Here is a 15,555-nt window from a genome sequence, read left to right on the forward strand (position 1 = left end):
TCCGCTATGCCGGATGGCGCCGCTGCGCGTCTTATCCGGCCTACGGTGCGAGCGAAACTTTTCTTACGCCCAATAAAAAACGCCCCAGTCATAACTGACTGGGGCGGCTAAAATATTCAGCCAAATCCGATTACGTGAAGTAAAAGGTCTGAAAGATAGAACATCTTACCTCTGTACCCTACGTGAATAACTTTACTCTTTTTTGAGCAACACAGAAAGACCTTTTCGTAATTTTTTTTCATTCTTTACATAGGGAATTCTAATACCCATCACAAAACCCCCGTGCTTATGTTGCTTAATTACGAAAAAAGCGCGTTATTCCTTAAATGCTTAGTGCGCTTGATCCCAATTTTCTCCGCTACCGACTTCCACCAGCAACGGCACATCAATACGCGTGCAGTTTTCCATCAACTGATGGATACGTTTTGCTACCGCATCTAAGTCGTCTTTATGCACCTCGAACACTAATTCATCGTGTACCTGCATAATCATCCGCACGCGCGGCTGCTCGGCCTGTAGCCAGGCATCGACGGCAATCATGGCGCGCTTGATGATATCGGCAGCCGTTCCTTGCATGGGAGCATTGATCGCCGCGCGTTCCGCCCCCGCGCGCCGCGCCGCGTTGCTGGATTTAATATCCGGCAGGTAAAGGCGGCGTCCCTCCAGCGTTTCCACATAACCTTGTTCTTTTGCCTGAGCGCGTGTGCGCTCCATATATTCCAGCACGCCAGGGTAGCGTTCGAAGTAGAGATCCATATACTTCTGCGCCTCTTTACGCGGAATATTAAGCTGGCGAGAAAGACCGAAGGCGCTCATCCCGTAAATCAGGCCAAAGTTAATGGCTTTCGCACTTCGGCGCTGTTCCCCGGTCACGCTATCCAGCGGCAAGCCAAAGACTTCCGCCGCCGTTGCGCGGTGAATATCCTTCCCTTCGGCGAACGCCGTAAGCAGTCCTTTATCACGGGAAAGATGCGCCATAATACGCAGCTCAATCTGTGAATAGTCCGCAGATACGATGAGATAATCCTCAGGCGCAATAAATGCCTGACGAATGCGGCGGCCTTCCTCATTGCGCACCGGAATATTTTGCAGGTTCGGATCGGTGGACGATAAACGTCCCGTCGCCGTTACCGCCTGATGATAGGAGGTGTGGACGCGCCCGGTTTTCGGGTTAATCATCAGCGGCAGCTTATCGGTATAGGTGGATTTTAGCTTCGCCAGACCACGATACTCCAGAATCACTTTCGGCAGCGGATAGTCCAGCGCTAGCTCCTCCAGCACCTCTTCCGACGTTGACGGCGCGCCGCCAGGCGTTTTCTTCAGCGGCTTAATACCCTGCTTTTCAAACAGGATGGTCTGCAACTGCTTCGTTGAGGACAGGTTGAACGCCTCGCCCGCAATGTCATGCGCTTTCTTTTCCAGTTCCGCCAGACGTAGTGTGATTTCTTCCGAATGTTTGTGCAGGACGGCAGGATCGATTTTTACGCCATTGCGCTCAACGCGTGACAGCACCGGCACCAGCGGCATTTCGATGTTTTCGAAAACATTCAGCGGGCCTTTGTGCTGCTGGAGCTCTGGCCACATTTTGAGATGCAACTGTAACGTGACATCCGCATCTTCTGCCGCATAGCGCCCCGCTTCCTCCAGTGCGATCTGGTTAAAGGTGAGCTGGTTTTTACCTTTACCGGCAATGTCTTCAAAGGTGATAGTTTTGTGCTTCAGCCAACGATCGGACAAGCTGTCCATATCATGGCGTCCGGCGACGCTGTTCAGAATGTAAGACTCAAGCATGGTATCGAAGGCGATACCGCGCAGCTCAATACCGTAATTTTGCAAGACGCCGCGATCGTACTTGAGGTTTTGCCCCACTTTGCGCACTTTTTCATCTTCCAGCAGCGGCTTCAGCAGTTCCAGAGCACGCTGGCGGGAAATTTGATCCGGAGCGTCCAGATAATCATGCGCGACAGGTACATACGCGGCAACGCCAGGTTCGATGGCAAACGAGAGGCCCACCAGGTTGGCGGCGATATTATCCAGGCTGTCGGTCTCCGTGTCGAAAGCAAAAACTGGCGCTTTTTTCAGCTTTTCAATCCAGCTTTCCAGCGTAACGTCGTCCAGAATAGTGACATAATTTTCATAAGAGAGCGCCGCTGCCGGTTCGCTGGGCGATTCATCAATAACGACCGTTTCCTGCGGTTTGGCCGCCGGTTTCGCGCCCTTTGCCTGTAGCCATTTGCCGGACTCAACGTCCGCCGTCCAGCGCTTAAACTCATATTTTTTAAACAGGCCCAGCAGTTCATCCGCAATCGGCTGCTGTACTTCAAGCTGTTCGCAGGTCAGCTCCAGTTCAACATCCGTTTTAATGGTGGCGAGTTTATAAGACAGGTACGCTACGTCTTTATTCTGCGCTAATTTAGCGGCCATCGTTTTGGCGCCGCGGAAAGTGAGACCGGCAATTTTTTCCGGCTCGGCGTACAGCGTATCCAGGCCGCCCAATCCCTGAAGCAAAGCTTGCGCCGTCTTCTCACCCACGCCAGGTACGCCTGGAATATTATCCGAGGAGTCCCCCATCAGCGCCAGAAAGTCGATAATCAGCTCAGGCGGCACGCCGTACTTATTAACGACTTCATCCGGGCCGAGGATGGTGTTAGTCATGGTGTTGATCAGCGTAATATTCGGCGTCACCAACTGTGCCATATCTTTATCGCCGGTGCTGATTAATACCGGACGCCCCACCTTCTCCGCCTCTCGCGCCAGTGTACCGATAACGTCATCCGCTTCTACGCCAGAGACCGCCAGCAGAGGTAACCCCATGGCTTTAACCATGGCATGTAACGGCTCTATTTGCGCACGCAGATCATCCGGCATCGGAGGGCGATGCGATTTGTAATGTTCAAAGAGCTCATCACGGAAGGTTTTTCCTTTGGCGTCAAACACCACCGCAGCATGCGTCGGCTGATACTGCATGATCAGGCTGCGCAACATGTTGAGGACACCATACATTGCGCCCGTAGGTTCTCCCGCGCTGTTGGTTAACGGCGGAAACGCATGATAGGCGCGATAGAGATAGGATGAGCCATCTACGAGAATAAGTGGGTTTTCTGGGATCTGAACCATAATGTCCGTGCCTGTTTAACAGATTATGGTTAAAGGATGCCACATACAGGAGGAAAACTTGAGTTTTTCGCCGCATTTGCGGAAAAGTTTTGTCGATCTTCAGGATCGCTCGCAAAAAAACCTGTGGATAACTTTGTGTGTAAATTCTTACCATTACTTTAAAATCAGCGCGATAGCCTTCTCCTCTTAATAATTACCCATTATTTTCAATGAGTTGTTAACATCACGTTTTTCTGATTATCTGATTCATGCCGTTATCATAATGTGGATAGTTGTTACGAGTGTTTCTATTTCACTTAGCGCCATCATTAGCATCGTTTTCTGATAGAATCAGCCTCTTGCGCCCTTTTCGCGCACCGTTTATGGCTAACTTTTGAATAATTTATTATGACGAGAATACTCGCGGCTATCACGCTCCCATTGAGTATCGTATTGACCATCCTGGTCACTATTGTTTGCTCAGTACCGATCATCGTTGCCGGTATGGTAAAGCTCCTTTTGCCTGTTCCCGGTATCTGGCGCAAGGTCTCCATTTTCTGCAATTTCATGATGTATTGCTGGTGTGCTGGTCTTGCAGCGCTGTTACGCCTTAATCCGCACTTGCAATGGGATGTAGAAGGGTTAGAAGGGCTGAGCAAGAAAAATTGGTATTTACTGATTTGTAATCATCGCAGCTGGGCCGATATCGTTGTGCTTTGCGTTCTGTTCCGCAAGCATATCCCAATGAATAAGTACTTTCTTAAACAGCAATTGGCCTGGGTGCCGTTCATCGGCCTGGCGTGCTGGGCATTAGATATGCCGTTTATGAAACGCTACTCCCGTAGCTACCTGCTCCGACACCCCGATCGACGCGGCAAAGATGTTGAAACAACTCGTCGCTCTTGCGAAAAGTTTCGTCGGTATCCCACCACTATCGTTAACTTTGTTGAAGGCTCGCGATTTACGCATGAGAAACGTCAGCAAACGCATTCACCTTATCAACATCTGTTGCCGCCAAAAGCAGCCGGTATTGCAATGGCGATTAATGTTTTAGGCTCACAGTTCGATAAGCTGCTTAATATTACGTTGTGTTACCCAAACAACGATCGTCACCCCTTCTACGATATGCTAAGCGGTAGGCTGACGCGTATTATTGTTCGGGTGCAACTGGAACCCATAAATGAAGAACTGCACGGCGATTACGTGAACGACAAAACATTCAAACGCCGTTTTCAACGTTGGCTTAATACGCTGTGGGATAAGAAAGATATACAGATAGAAGAGATTAAAACATCTTATAAAAACGCCGGTCAGTGACCGGCGTTCTTTTTATTTTTTATCAACCAAATATTTAACGGTATCAGCATACTGCTGAACAAAAACATCCATGCTGCTGGTATCCATGCCTTGTGGGTTAATCTGGTATTTGCCATTGACGAACATCGCCGGAACGCCCTGCAGTTGCAGGTCAGCCGCGGCTTTCTCCTGTTGCGCAACCAGTGATTTCACCACGAAGCTGTTCCATGCCGCATCGTAATCTTCGCCTTTGACGCCCGCATCAACGAACACTTTACGGATATCCGCGGCAGATTGTACTGTCTGGGTTTTCTGTACGGCTTCAAACAGCGGGACCGTGACTTTATCTTCTACACCCAACGCCATCGCCACCGCCCATGCCTGGGTGAGCTCCTTGCCCAACGGCCCCAGGAACTCAACGTGGTACTTGGTCATTTTGGTGCCTTCCGGCAGCTTTTTCTTCACATTGTCAGACACATGAAGCACTTCTTCAAACTGATAACAATGTGGGCAGTAGAAGGAGAAAAACTCCAGTACCTGGGGTTCGCCAGCGACCGGTTTATCCAGCGTGATATACTGTTTACCGTCGCTGATCTGTGCTGCCGAGGCGCTAAAAGCTAAAACCATACCAGCCAGCGCCAGCCAAATCTTTTTCATGATCAACTCTCTCCGATTAATACATTGGCGTTAATTGTAAAGGGGGTTCGTGCAAAATTTTAGTCTGCTCAATAAAAGTCGTTGTCTGTCGCTGCCAGTAATCTTCCCCTGTTAACCAGGGAAAGTTTTTTGGAAACGCAGGATCGCCCCAACGACGAATCAACCAGGCAAGATAATAAACTAAACGCATGGCGCGTAAAGGTTCAATGAGACCAATTTCAGCCGTATCGAACTCACTAACTTCTTCATAAGCTTCAATAATGGTTTCAAGCTGCATTCGCTGTTCGGCTTTGTCGCCGTTCAGCAGCATCCATAAATCCTGTATCGCCGGGCCGTTACGGGCATCATCTAAATCGACAAACAGCGGTCCATCACGCCATAGAATGTTGCCGGCATGACAATCGCCGTGCAATCGCAGCGTGGCGAAATCGGGGCGCCAGCATTCGGTAACTGCAGACAGTAGAGTATCAGTGGCTTTCAGGAAAGCCGCTTTTTGCCCGGAGGGAATCAGTGCGGCATCTTCGAATACCTGGCGAGGTTCAAAAAGATACTCTGCAAGCCCAATGTCAGGCCGGAAAGTGAAAGGACGTTTTCGCCCCGTCTGATGCAATCGACCAAGATAACGCCCTACCGCCTCCATCTGATCAATATTGTCTGCTTCAAACTGACGACCGCCTACGCTGGGGAAAATGGCATAATGATAGCCCTGATGCGCTAACAGCGTCTGGCCATTAAACGCGAGCGGAGCAGCAACCGGAACCTCATCCTTCACCAGTTCAAGCGCGAATTGGTGTTCTTCCCGAATTTGATCAACAGACCAGCGTTCAGGACGATAAAACTTAACGACAAAACGTCGACGGTCTTCATCCTGAAACTGATAGACGCGGTTTTCATAACTGTTTAGTGGAGTCAGCCCGGAATCCACCCTGATCCCCTGTTCAAACAGCGCATCCATGATGGTTTCCGGGTGTAGCGTCTGGAAAGTAAAAGCGTTGTCGTTCATCCCATCATCCGGAAAATACTACGAATGATTCAGGATATCATTTCGTGACGATTTCGGTGGCGCCGCTTACAAGGTTTTACTCTTTAATAACGCCGCGGGCGCGTAAAAGCGCCGTTTTAAAGTCCTCTTCATAGTCTTTTTGAATCCCTGGAATGGCGGCGTCTTTGGCGGAATCGCGCATTTTCAGATGGTAGATCAGGATATCATCAGTTAAATCTTCCAGTTTGCCGTCAAAACCTGACTCTTTCGCCAGTTTCTGCAAAAATTGCGTCAGATTAAGATCAGGCTCTTTCTGCCAGGCTGGCTGGAGGAGTTCAATGACTTCATTCAGGCGTTTACATTTCATAGCTGTGCTCCTTATTCTTGATACAGACACGGTAGCAGGGTCAATCCCACAATAAAAGAGGCGATATCGGTGAATCTGGATGAAGTAATAACCGGCGTGGTGCTGGCAGGCGGTAAAGCCCGGCGGATGGGAGGTGCGGATAAAGGTCTGCTTGAACTGGATGGGAAACCGCTCTGGCGACACGTTGCCGACGCGCTCGCGCCACAACTTGCTACGGTCGTCATTAGTGCTAATCGCCATCTGGATATCTACCAGGCCAGCGGCCTGAAAGTCATTCCGGATTCAATCGCTGACTTTCCCGGTCCGCTGGCGGGTATGCTTTCCGTTTTTCAGCAGGTAGCAGGCGACTGGTTTCTGTTTTGTCCCTGTGACAATCCCTGTATCCCCCACAACCTGGTCGATCGTTTAGCAGCGCAGCGTCATGGCGCACCCGTGGTTTGGGTTTATGATGGAGAACGCGATCATCCAACGATCGCGTTGATTAATCGTGCCGTTGAGCCCCAGTTGACAGCTTATTTGCAAGCAGGCGAACGGCGAGTAATGATTTTTATGCGCCAGGTAGGAGGACACGCCGTTGATTTCAGCGATTGTAAGGAGGCATTTGTGAACGTCAACACGCCGGAGGAACTCGCGCAATGGCAAAAGAGACCATGATACCGCTACTCGCCATTGCCGCGTGGAGCGGCACGGGAAAAACAACACTGCTGAAAAAACTGATCCCAGCACTTTGTGCGCACGGTATTCGGCCAGGGCTGATTAAGCATACCCATCATGATATGGATGTCGATAAGCCGGGTAAAGATAGCTACGAGCTGCGTAAAGCCGGGGCGGCACAGACGCTGGTTGCCAGTCAGCAGCGCTGGGCGTTAATGACGGAAACGCCGGAGCAAGAAGAGTTGGATCTGGCATGGCTGGTGAGCCGGATGGATGCATCAAAACTGGATCTGGTGCTGGTAGAAGGGTTTAAACACGAAGCAGTTGCGAAGATCTTACTTTTTCGTCAGGGATGTGGGCACAACGAGGAAGAATTAATTCTTGATGAGCATGTTATTGCGGTTGCCAGTGATATTCCACTTGCCGTAGCGGTACCCGTTTTGGATCTTAATGATGTATCGCAGATTTCTGTCTTCATTTTGCGGTGGTTAGAGAAAGCACATTCCTTGTAGGCCGGATAAGGCGAAGCTGCCATCCGGCGGTGCAGGTTGCCTGATGGCGCTGCGCTTATCAGGCCTGCATTTTTACAGTTACCACACACGCAAAAAAGCCCATCCGTCAGGATGGGCTTCTTCACTTATTTGATGCCTGGCAGTTTATGGCGGGCGTCCTGCCCGCCACCCTCCGGGCCGTTGCTGCGCAACGTTCAAATCCGCTCCCGGCGGATTTGTCCTCCTCAGGAGAGTGCTCACCGACAGATTACAGACAAAAACAAAAGGCCCTGTCTTCCGACAGGGCCCTTCGCTTAATTTGATGCCTGGCAGTTCCCTACTCTCGCATGGGGAGACCCCACACTACCATCGGCGCTACGGCGTTTCACTTCTGAGTTCGGCATGGGGTCAGGTGGGACCACCGCGCTACTGCCGCCAGGCAAATTCTTTTGTGCTCTGTACGCAATTCTTTATCGCATCAGCGGCGTTGCCTGCGCTCGTAAAGTCAGTCACATACTTCTGTATGCTCCTTCCTTTCCTTCGCTTGCCGCCTTGCTGCTGCGCAAATTATTGCGTACTCAACTCTGAATCAGTGCTGAAAATCGTCTCTCAACCGCCAAAACATCTTCGGCGTTGTAAGGTTAAGCCTCACGGTTCATTAGTACCGGTTAGCTCAACGCATCGCTGCGCTTACACACCCGGCCTATCAACGTCGTCGTCTTCAACGTTCCTTCAGGAGACTTTAAGTCTCAGGGAGAACTCATCTCGGGGCAAGTTTCGTGCTTAGATGCTTTCAGCACTTATCTCTTCCGCATTTAGCTACCGGGCAGTGCCATTGGCATGACAACCCGAACACCAGTGATGCGTCCACTCCGGTCCTCTCGTACTAGGAGCAGCCCCCCTCAGTTCTCCAGCGCCCACGGCAGATAGGGACCGAACTGTCTCACGACGTTCTAAACCCAGCTCGCGTACCACTTTAAATGGCGAACAGCCATACCCTTGGGACCTACTTCAGCCCCAGGATGTGATGAGCCGACATCGAGGTGCCAAACACCGCCGTCGATATGAACTCTTGGGCGGTATCAGCCTGTTATCCCCGGAGTACCTTTTATCCGTTGAGCGATGGCCCTTCCATTCAGAACCACCGGATCACTATGACCTGCTTTCGCACCTGCTCGCGCCGTCACGCTCGCAGTCAAGCTGGCTTATGCCATTGCACTAACCTCCTGATGTCCGACCAGGATTAGCCAACCTTCGTGCTCCTCCGTTACTCTTTAGGAGGAGACCGCCCCAGTCAAACTACCCACCAGACACTGTCCGCAACCCGGATCACGGGTCCACGTTAGAACATCAAACATTAAAGGGTGGTATTTCAAGGTCGGCTCCATGCAGACTGGCGTCCACACTTCAAAGCCTCCCACCTATCCTACACATCAAGGCTCAATGTTCAGTGTCAAGCTATAGTAAAGGTTCACGGGGTCTTTCCGTCTTGCCGCGGGTACACTGCATCTTCACAGCGAGTTCAATTTCACTGAGTCTCGGGTGGAGACAGCCTGGCCATCATTACGCCATTCGTGCAGGTCGGAACTTACCCGACAAGGAATTTCGCTACCTTAGGACCGTTATAGTTACGGCCGCCGTTTACCGGGGCTTCGATCAGGAGCTTCGCTTGCGCTGACCCCATCAATTAACCTTCCGGCACCGGGCAGGCGTCACACCGTATACGTCCACTTTCGTGTTTGCACAGTGCTGTGTTTTTAATAAACAGTTGCAGCCAGCTGGTATCTTCGACTGACTTCAGCTCCATGAGTAAATCACTTCACCTACGTGTCAGCGTGCCTTCTCCCGAAGTTACGGCACCATTTTGCCTAGTTCCTTCACCCGAGTTCTCTCAAGCGCCTTGGTATTCTCTACCTGACCACCTGTGTCGGTTTGGGGTACGATTTGATGTTACCTGATGCTTAGAGGCTTTTCCTGGAAGCAGGGCATTTGTTGCTTCAGCACCGTAGTGCCTCGTCATCACGCCTCAGTGTTAAAGTGAACCGGATTTACCTGGAACACACACCTACACGCTTAAACCGGGACAACCGTCGCCCGGCCAACATAGCCTTCTCCGTCCCCCCTTCGCAGTAACACCAAGTACGGGAATATTAACCCGTTTCCCATCGACTACGCCTTTCGGCCTCGCCTTAGGGGTCGACTCACCCTGCCCCGATTAACGTTGGACAGGAACCCTTGGTCTTCCGGCGAGCGGGCTTTTCACCCGCTTTATCGTTACTTATGTCAGCATTCGCACTTCTGATACCTCCAGCAACCCTCACAGGCCACCTTCGCAGGCTTACAGAACGCTCCCCTACCCAACAACACCTGAGTGTCGCTGCCGCAGCTTCGGTGCATGGTTTAGCCCCGTTACATCTTCCGCGCAGGCCGACTCGACCAGTGAGCTATTACGCTTTCTTTAAATGATGGCTGCTTCTAAGCCAACATCCTGGCTGTCTGGGCCTTCCCACATCGTTTCCCACTTAACCATGACTTTGGGACCTTAGCTGGCGGTCTGGGTTGTTTCCCTCTTCACGACGGACGTTAGCACCCGCCGTGTGTCTCCCGTGATAACATTCTCCGGTATTCGCAGTTTGCATCGGGTTGGTAAGCCGGGATGGCCCCCTAGCCGAAACAGTGCTCTACCCCCGGAGATGAATTCACGAGGCGCTACCTAAATAGCTTTCGGGGAGAACCAGCTATCTCCCGGTTTGATTGGCCTTTCACCCCCAGCCACAGGTCATCCGCTAATTTTTCAACATTAGTCGGTTCGGTCCTCCAGTTAGTGTTACCCAACCTTCAACCTGCCCATGGCTAGATCACCGGGTTTCGGGTCTATACCCTGCAACTTAACGCCCGGTTAAGACTCGGTTTCCCTCCGGCTCCCCTATTCGGTTAACCTTGCTACAGAATATAAGTCGCTGACCCATTATACAAAAGGTACGCAGTCACACCCAAAAGGGTGCTCCCACTGCTTGTACGTACACGGTTTCAGGTTCTTTTTCACTCCCCTCGCCGGGGTTCTTTTCGCCTTTCCCTCACGGTACTGGTTCACTATCGGTCAGTCAGGAGTATTTAGCCTTGGAGGATGGTCCCCCCATATTCAGACAGGATACCACGTGTCCCGCCCTACTCATCGAGCTCACAGCACATGCGCTTTTGTGTACGGGGCTGTCACCCTGTATCGCGCGCCTTTCCAGACGCTTCCACTAACACACATGCTGATTCAGGCTCTGGGCTCCTCCCCGTTCGCTCGCCGCTACTGGGGGAATCTCGGTTGATTTCTTTTCCTCGGGGTACTTAGATGTTTCAGTTCCCCCGGTTCGCCTCATTAACCTATGGATTCAGTTAATGATAGTGTGACGAGTCACACTGGGTTTCCCCATTCGGAAATCGCCGGTTATAACGGTTCATATCACCTTACCGGCGCTTATCGCAGATTAGCACGTCCTTCATCGCCTCTGACTGCCAGGGCATCCACCGTGTACGCTTAGTCGCTTAACCTCACAACCCGAAGATGTTTCTTACGATTCATCATCGTGTTGCGAAAATTTGAGAGACTCACGAACAACTTTCGTTGTTCTGTGTTTCAATTTTCAGCTTGATCCAGATTTTTAAAGAGCAAAACTTCGCAGTGAACCCTTTCAGGTACACTCTGAAGTATTTTTTCGTAAACACTCACGAGATGGTGGAGCTATGCGGGATCGAACCGCAGACCTCCTGCGTGCAAAGCAGGCGCTCTCCCAGCTGAGCTATAGCCCCATCGTGTAGTCAGAACCTCTTTACCGATAATTTTTCCTGAGACAAGGCGTGGAATAACGAAGCATACATCAGTATGTGAGTTATTTCACAACGCAGTATTCAGGGAAAATCTGGTAGGCCTGAGTGGACTTGAACCACCGACCTCACCCTTATCAGGGGTGCGCTCTAACCACCTGAGCTACAAGCCTGTAGAGGTTTTACTGCTCGTTTTTCATCAGACAATCTGTGTGAGCACTGCAAAGTACGCTTCTTTAAGGTAAGGAGGTGATCCAACCGCAGGTTCCCCTACGGTTACCTTGTTACGACTTCACCCCAGTCATGAATCACAAAGTGGTAAGCGCCCTCCCGAAGGTTAAGCTACCTACTTCTTTTGCAACCCACTCCCATGGTGTGACGGGCGGTGTGTACAAGGCCCGGGAACGTATTCACCGTGGCATTCTGATCCACGATTACTAGCGATTCCGACTTCATGGAGTCGAGTTGCAGACTCCAATCCGGACTACGACGCACTTTATGAGGTCCGCTTGCTCTCGCGAGGTCGCTTCTCTTTGTATGCGCCATTGTAGCACGTGTGTAGCCCTGGTCGTAAGGGCCATGATGACTTGACGTCATCCCCACCTTCCTCCAGTTTATCACTGGCAGTCTCCTTTGAGTTCCCGGCCGGACCGCTGGCAACAAAGGATAAGGGTTGCGCTCGTTGCGGGACTTAACCCAACATTTCACAACACGAGCTGACGACAGCCATGCAGCACCTGTCTCACAGTTCCCGAAGGCACCAATCCATCTCTGGAAAGTTCTGTGGATGTCAAGACCAGGTAAGGTTCTTCGCGTTGCATCGAATTAAACCACATGCTCCACCGCTTGTGCGGGCCCCCGTCAATTCATTTGAGTTTTAACCTTGCGGCCGTACTCCCCAGGCGGTCTACTTAACGCGTTAGCTCCGGAAGCCACGCCTCAAGGGCACAACCTCCAAGTAGACATCGTTTACGGCGTGGACTACCAGGGTATCTAATCCTGTTTGCTCCCCACGCTTTCGCACCTGAGCGTCAGTCTTTGTCCAGGGGGCCGCCTTCGCCACCGGTATTCCTCCAGATCTCTACGCATTTCACCGCTACACCTGGAATTCTACCCCCCTCTACAAGACTCAAGCCTGCCAGTTTCGAATGCAGTTCCCAGGTTGAGCCCGGGGATTTCACATCCGACTTGACAGACCGCCTGCGTGCGCTTTACGCCCAGTAATTCCGATTAACGCTTGCACCCTCCGTATTACCGCGGCTGCTGGCACGGAGTTAGCCGGTGCTTCTTCTGCGGGTAACGTCAATTGCTGCGGTTATTAACCACAACACCTTCCTCCCCGCTGAAAGTACTTTACAACCCGAAGGCCTTCTTCATACACGCGGCATGGCTGCATCAGGCTTGCGCCCATTGTGCAATATTCCCCACTGCTGCCTCCCGTAGGAGTCTGGACCGTGTCTCAGTTCCAGTGTGGCTGGTCATCCTCTCAGACCAGCTAGGGATCGTCGCCTTGGTGAGCCGTTACCTCACCAACAAGCTAATCCCATCTGGGCACATCTGATGGCAAGAGGCCCGAAGGTCCCCCTCTTTGGTCTTGCGACGTTATGCGGTATTAGCCACCGTTTCCAGTAGTTATCCCCCTCCATCAGGCAGTTTCCCAGACATTACTCACCCGTCCGCCACTCGTCAGCAAAGCAGCAAGCTGCTTCCTGTTACCGTTCGACTTGCATGTGTTAGGCCTGCCGCCAGCGTTCAATCTGAGCCATGATCAAACTCTTCAATTTAAAAGTTTGATGCTCAATGAATTAAACTTCGTAATGAATTACGTGTTCACTCTTGAGACTTGGTATTCATTTTTCGTCCTAGGACGTTAAGAATCCGTATCTTCGAGTGCCCACACAGATTGTCTGATAAATTGTTAAAGAGCAGTGCCGCTTCGCTTTTTCTCAGCGGCGCGGGGTGTGCATATTACGCTTTCCCGCTTCAGAGTCAAGCGTTTATTTTCGCTTTTCTCCGTGAGGTTCTGGTCTGAACCCCGCTGACCCGGCGGCCTGTGTGCCGTTGTTCCGTGTCAGTGGTGGCGCATTATAGGGAGTTATTTCTGCCTGACAAGAGGAAATTTAAAATAATTTTCTGAGTGCGCACTTTTTATTCTTTGCGTTTATTTTGCCGACGATTTGTTGGTTAAATGGGCTATTTCACGGGCAAAGTGCGTAACCTGCTCCCAGTCGGTGTACACCACCTCTTTACTGGTATCCGTTTCGCCGCCCGACATCTTCATAATAAGCTTGATCATCAGACGGTCATACCAGCGATAGCGGGGATAGCGAAGCGCGCCTGCAATGACGGCACAGTAGTCAGGTCGCCACGGAGAGCTCATTAAAAACTTACGCGCGTAGCTGTTAGTCTGCGGCGTCCGTTTTTCAGCTTTACGCGCCACCAGGTTAACGGAATAAAAGGCACTCGGCATTCCGTTCAACCGCGTGGCGTATTTCTTAACGAACTCCTGAAAGGCGCTGTGGTAATGACCATAACGAATAGACGCGCCAATCACTACGCGATCATAGCTATCCCAGTCCGGCTCTTCTGCGCGATGCAGATTAACGACATCGGCCCAGATCCCCATCTCTTTGAGTTCAGAAGCCAGATAAGAGGCAATTTCGCGCGTTTGTCCGTCCCGGGTAGAGAAAAGAATCAATGTTTTCACGTGTTACTCCATTATTCACGCCAGAAAGTCGGGGTAAAAAGTACCAGCAAAGTGAATACTTCCAGACGACCAAATAGCATGTTGGCGATGAGTATCCATTTCGCAACCGGATTCATACTGGCGAAGTTATCAGCAACCACCCCCAGCCCCGGTCCCAGGTTATTAAGCGTAGCCACTACCGAGGCGAAAGCCGAGAAATCATCTACGCCTGTAGCGATAATAGCCAGCATACTGACGATAAATACCAGCGCGTAGGCAGAAAAGAATCCCCAGACGGCTTCCAGAATGCGTTCTGGCAGCGCCCGGTTCCCCAGCTTAATACTGTAAACGGCATTCGGATGCACCAGACGTTTGAGTTCGCGGTTCCCCTGTTTAAACAACAACAGAATACGGATGACCTTTAACCCCCCGCCCGTTGACCCGGCGCAACCGCCAATAAACGCGGAACATAGCAGCAAGACGGGCAAAAACAGCGGCCAGCGCGCAATACTGTCCGTGGTAAACCCTGCCGTTGTCGCCATCGACACAACCTGGAAGAATGCCTGATTTAGCGTTGTCAGCGCCGAGTCGTAGATATTATGGAACCACAGTACCAGCGTGCAGATTACCACCAGCGTCAACTGTACGCCGATGAACATGCGGAATTCCGGATCGCGCCAGTATACTTTCAGGCTACGCCCGCTTAATAAAGAGAAATGCAGGCCATAGTTACAACCGGAGATCAGCAGGAAAATAGCGATGATGGTATTAATAGTGGGACTATCAAAATAGCCTACGCTGGCGTCATGCGTTGAGAAGCCGCCGATAGCGATAGTGGAGAAGCTGTGTCCGATAGCGTCAAACGCGGGCATCCCTGCAAACCATAGCGCCAGCGCGCAGGCTACCGTTAGCAAAACATAGATAAGCCACAGCGTTTTCGCCGTCTCGGCAATACGCGGGCGCATTTTGTTATCTTTGAGCGGCCCCGGCATTTCTGCCCGATAGAGCTGCATCCCCCCGACGCCGAGGATAGGGAGAATCGCTACCGCCAGCACAATGATCCCCATACCGCCAAACCATTGCAGCATCTGACGATAAAAGAGAATGGCGTGCGGTAATGAATCCAGCCCCACCAGCGTAGTGGCGCCCGTGGTGGTTAACCCGGAGAACGATTCAAAAAAAGCATCGGTAATGGTGAGGTTTGGGCTTTCCGAGAAAATAAACGGCAGCGCACCCACGCTGCCCAGCACGGTCCAGAACAGCACCACGATAAGAAATCCTTCGCGGGATTTCAGCTCGCCCTTTTCCCTACGGTTCGGCCACCACAGTATGGAACCGATCGCCAGCGCGACAAAAAAGGTCTGCGTGAACGCTCTTCCTGCGCCATCACGATATATTAGCGCTACCAGTCCCGGGAGAATCATTGTCCCCGAAAATAAGATAACCAGTAGTCCAACGATTCGGGTAATGGCGCGAAAATGCATCTCTGCCGCTTCCTTTATTCTTAAAA

9 protein-coding genes, 2 tRNA genes and 3 rRNA genes are annotated in these 15,555 nt (G+C 51.4%); 3 read left to right on the forward strand and 11 right to left on the reverse strand.

The features are described from left to right. Positions 1-330: 330 nt before the first annotated feature. Complete coding sequence (gene polA / locus LCS67_RS21765; RefSeq protein WP_000249960.1) at positions 331-3,117, reverse strand: DNA polymerase I; 2,787 nt, start codon at positions 3,115-3,117, stop codon at positions 331-333. 387 nt (positions 3,118-3,504) lie between these two features. Here polA and LCS67_RS21770 point away from each other — a divergent pair, with 387 nt between their 5' ends. Beyond that, positions 3,505-4,413, forward strand: coding sequence for an acyltransferase (locus LCS67_RS21770; RefSeq protein ID WP_000196900.1), 909 nt, complete (start codon positions 3,505-3,507; stop codon positions 4,411-4,413). Positions 4,414-4,425: 12 nt separating this feature from the next. Here the strand turns inward: LCS67_RS21770 and dsbA are convergent, their stop codons facing one another. From dsbA to LCS67_RS21785, 3 genes are all read right to left on the reverse strand, one after another. Continuing rightward, complete coding sequence (dsbA, locus tag LCS67_RS21775; protein WP_000725364.1) at positions 4,426-5,049, reverse strand: thiol:disulfide interchange protein DsbA; 624 nt, start codon at positions 5,047-5,049, stop codon at positions 4,426-4,428. 16 nt (positions 5,050-5,065) lie between these two features. Continuing rightward, positions 5,066-6,052 (reverse strand): serine/threonine protein kinase, encoded by a 987-nt coding sequence (locus LCS67_RS21780; RefSeq protein WP_000999260.1) that lies wholly within the window; start codon positions 6,050-6,052, stop codon positions 5,066-5,068. 76 nt (positions 6,053-6,128) lie between these two features. Next, positions 6,129-6,398 (reverse strand): YihD family protein, encoded by a 270-nt coding sequence (locus LCS67_RS21785; protein ID WP_000649858.1) that lies wholly within the window; start codon positions 6,396-6,398, stop codon positions 6,129-6,131. Positions 6,399-6,467: 69 nt separating this feature from the next. Between LCS67_RS21785 and mobA the strand changes: the two genes are divergently transcribed. Then, on the forward strand, positions 6,468-7,052 hold the full coding sequence (mobA, locus tag LCS67_RS21790; protein ID WP_001046880.1) for a molybdenum cofactor guanylyltransferase MobA: 585 nt from the start codon (positions 6,468-6,470) through the stop codon (positions 7,050-7,052). Further along, positions 7,049-7,564 carry a molybdopterin-guanine dinucleotide biosynthesis protein MobB gene (gene mobB, locus LCS67_RS21795; RefSeq protein WP_076167072.1) on the forward strand — a complete coding sequence of 172 codons (516 nt, stop codon included), beginning with the start codon at positions 7,049-7,051 and terminating at the stop codon, positions 7,562-7,564. The genes mobA and mobB overlap by 4 nt, the downstream gene beginning before the upstream one ends. 303 nt (positions 7,565-7,867) lie before the next feature. On the opposite strand, the gene rrf is transcribed toward mobB, so the two are convergent. From rrf to trkH, 7 genes are all read right to left on the reverse strand, one after another. Beyond that, positions 7,868-7,983: ribosomal RNA gene (rrf, locus tag LCS67_RS21800) — 5S ribosomal RNA — on the reverse strand. A gap of 197 nt (positions 7,984-8,180) precedes the next feature. Continuing rightward, positions 8,181-11,086, reverse strand: a 23S ribosomal RNA gene (locus tag LCS67_RS21805). 182 nt (positions 11,087-11,268) lie between these two features. After that, positions 11,269-11,344, reverse strand: a tRNA-Ala gene (locus tag LCS67_RS21810). A 111-nt stretch (positions 11,345-11,455) separates the two neighbouring features. Continuing rightward, positions 11,456-11,532, reverse strand: a tRNA-Ile gene (locus LCS67_RS21815). A 69-nt stretch (positions 11,533-11,601) separates the two neighbouring features. Beyond that, positions 11,602-13,143: ribosomal RNA gene (locus LCS67_RS21820) — 16S ribosomal RNA — on the reverse strand. Together the 16S, 23S and 5S rRNA genes with 2 tRNA genes alongside form the textbook arrangement of a ribosomal RNA operon. A 377-nt stretch (positions 13,144-13,520) precedes the next feature. Further along, a complete protein-coding gene (hemG, locus tag LCS67_RS21825) occupies positions 13,521-14,066 on the reverse strand; it encodes a menaquinone-dependent protoporphyrinogen IX dehydrogenase (RefSeq protein WP_000853983.1) in 546 nt (181 codons plus the stop codon). A gap of 11 nt (positions 14,067-14,077) precedes the next feature. Continuing rightward, entirely contained in the window at positions 14,078-15,529 is a 1,452-nt protein-coding gene (gene trkH, locus LCS67_RS21830; RefSeq protein WP_000545688.1) for a Trk system potassium transporter TrkH, read from the reverse strand. Between the last annotated feature and the right edge of the window lie 26 nt (positions 15,530-15,555).

It is taken from the genome of Salmonella sp. A7 (assembly GCF_020181675.1).
Lineage (GTDB): Bacteria > Pseudomonadota > Gammaproteobacteria > Enterobacterales > Enterobacteriaceae > Salmonella > Salmonella enterica.